Below are 3,078 nucleotides of genomic sequence, written 5' to 3' on the forward strand. Positions count from 1 at the left end.
AACCAACGACGGCCCCATTCCAGTCTGGCGGACCAGACCCCGGATGAGGCATACTTCGCCACGCTGCCAGCGATCAAATCGGCAGCCTGACTGCCNCAGCGCTTCCACTTAAAAACTCCGGATCTCTATCCGAACAAACGGCGCCACCTCTCCAGCGCCCAGGGCACGTTCGATCAGGGTCTTCTTGAACGCCATCGAAGCGTCCCAGATCGCCCTCGGCAGTCAACCTCCATGCACAAGCTCGACGTGAATCCCGCTCATGAATGATGTTTGGCGTTCAACACATATGCTTGTGCCGGCGCGCTGGGATGAACATGGGCGGGCCGCAGTTGCTAGGACTGAGCTTGCCCCTGTTTCACGAATCCCATAGCCGAGGCCATCAGGCCGCTTGCCCTGGCTGGGCAGCGGCCCAATTCTTCTCGAACGTCATAGGGCTGACGTAGTTCAATGTCGAATGCAGCCGGCGAGCATTGTAGAAGCCGAGCCAGTCGACGATTTCATCCATCGCGGCACGCCGCGTCGGGAAGCGCCGGCTGTGCAGTCGTGCGACCTTCAGCGAACCCGACAGGCTTTCGGTTGGCGCATCCCAATAATCGCCGGGCCGGCTCATCGACGAACGCATGCCGTACGCCTTGAGCGTGTCCTGGAAGAGCCCGCCGCAGTACTGGCTGCCACGGTCGCTATACACAATCACGCTGGCATCGGGGCGACGCCGGAACCATGCCATGCGCAACGCATCCGTGACCAACTCGGCCTTCATATGCCGCTGCATCGACCAGCCCCACCACCTGCCGGCTGAACAGGTCGATGATGACGGCCAGGTACAGCCAGCCGTCAGCCGTCGCCACGTAGGTGATGTCGCTCGTCCAGACCCGATTCGGCGCCGGCGCCGTGAAGTTGCGTTCCAGTAGGTTCGGTGCGACAGGCAGGCCATGCTTCGAGTTCGTCGTCGCGATGTACTTTCGCTTGTGCCGGGCACGCACGCAGTGTTGCACCATCAGCTTGCGCACGCGCTCCTTTCAGTACGCCGCGCGCAACCAGCTCTTTCCACATGCACGGCCAACCGTACTCGCCCTTGACCTCCGCGTGAATCGCCTGGATGTGCACCAGCAGCGCGTCGTCGCTCACGCGGCTGCGCTGCGGCCTGTCCTTAGCGGCGCGTTGCCGCCGTTGATGAAAGCCGGCGGGGCTGACTTCCAGCACCTCGCATAACACCGAAATCGGCCAGTGGTGACGATTGCGTTCGATAAAAGCGTACTTCACGTCGAGTCCTTCGCGAAGTACGCGCACGCCTTTTTTAGGATGACACGCTCCATCTTCAGACGTGCCACTTCGGCACGAAGTTCTCGACAATTCCATCTGCTCCGCGCGGACCGGCTTCGTGCCGGCCCCGCCGAGCTTGCCTTCCTGCTCGGCCTAGACCCAGTTGGAAATCGACTGCCCTGGCACGCCCAGCGCCGCAGCCTCCGCCGCAATGCTCTGGCCCGCCTTGACCAGCCGAACCGCTCCCAGCTTGAATTCGAGCGTGTACCGCGCTCGCGTCGTCTTGCTCATCTTCTTGACTCTCCTTGCATGAATTTAAACGCTCAGCAAGGGATTCCTTTTTCGGGGGCAAGCTCAGGACTTCTTCTTCGTCATTCACAACACCTTACAAATTGACAAGGTGTTGCACTTCAGAATTTTATGCCGCCTTAAAATTACTCAGCGGTGACGGCGAAGTTCTTAGACCCAAAGCTCAGCCCACCGACCGAGGATGTAATTTCAAAACCGTACTGGATCTCGCCGACGACCACGTCATCAAAATAGTTCAGCGACTTTAAGTAATTCATAATCTCCAGCACGTCGATCGTAGTTTGGTTGGTCTTCGCTGTACGTAAGAAAGAATAGACGGCGTTCTTGCCGTTGGTACCGACATAGACATTCCAGGTGCTACCGGACAGCGAAACGTTACTGTAGAGCGGAATCGCGCAACCTTCAGCAGTCCAGTTGTACGAGATTGGCTTGACATTACCGCATCCATTCGAGGTGCCCGTGTAGTTCAGCCAGACCATGATCTCGTGCTGTTTTGCGTCTGCCCAGATATCCAACGTAGATTCCCATGCACCAGCAGAGGGCGTGGTAGCTGAGATAGTGGCAGTGAGCTTCCTCAGCGAACCGACAGGCTTGTTGACAAAGTATTCGACGTGCGGATAGGACTTTATGCCGTTCGTGTCAGGCTGGTCTGATGTGACACTCCAGTCGAAACTTGAATTAGCCCAAAAGGACTGCGGACCAACTGCGACTGGAGGAACGCTGCAAGGCCCCCATACGTCATTGTTTAAGGTATACCCCTCGTAGCTCCAACGCGCGAAAAGAGTATGCTCATGGCAGGATGAAGTTGAAGGCGAAGTTACAGACCATGTTGCAGCCTGCGCGACGGTGGATCCAAGCATCAGCATCAGGGAGGTGAGACATCCCAATATGGCTAGAAATTTTGGCATATCTTCTTAATCCTATCGGTGTAAATACTTAGAATCGGTAAGGCGTTCTAGTTTAACGAAGATGGCTGGGTGTCGTACGAGTTCAACTGAAGCGGAAATGAACTACCTAACGATTCCGCGCCGGAAATACCGACAGAGCTGCCTGGTTCTCCATTAGCAGATCCCCTACCACTGGCGTGTCCGGGATGCCATCGTATACGGCACAATACACCCGCACACAGACGTTAAAAAAACGCCCGACGGGAAGTCGGGCGCTATAAAGGACGCATTGTTTGGGGAGACATACACCAACTCAAGGAGGGCCTGTCTAGCCCAATCCCTATACAGATACTAATCGCACCCTACAGAAGATGTCATCGGATTTTCTTTAATTTATAATAAGGATTTCCTGATATCTGATATCCCGAGGGGATGGTGTTCAAACATTAGCATTGCCAAACTAACCAAATGAGGATTGCCGGTTGTGTTCGCAGCGCGGTACGGCACGAATTCGACGCCAGGTTCGGCCCTAGCAGGCCGCTGAAATACCTCCAGCGGACGTCAGCGCGACGACTGGCTGAAGCGTTGCTTTGAGGATCCCATCCAATCCCACATTCAT

The 3,078-nt window shown here is 56.1% G+C and carries 1 protein-coding gene and 1 pseudogene; both read right to left on the reverse strand.

Translation table 11 applies throughout. The features are described 5' to 3' along the window. Positions 1-379: 379 nt before the first annotated feature. Positions 380-1,554: pseudogene (locus A3AG_RS30965) on the reverse strand (IS3 family transposase). Between the two features lie 143 nt (positions 1,555-1,697). Further along, positions 1,698-2,480 carry a GH12 family glycosyl hydrolase domain-containing protein gene (locus A3AG_RS0100280; protein ID WP_012354599.1) on the reverse strand — a complete coding sequence of 261 codons (783 nt, stop codon included), beginning with the start codon at positions 2,478-2,480 and terminating at the stop codon, positions 1,698-1,700. Positions 2,481-3,078: the final 598 nt, after the last annotated feature.

This window comes from Cupriavidus neocaledonicus, from assembly GCF_000372525.1.
In the GTDB taxonomy this organism is placed as follows: domain Bacteria; phylum Pseudomonadota; class Gammaproteobacteria; order Burkholderiales; family Burkholderiaceae; genus Cupriavidus; species Cupriavidus neocaledonicus.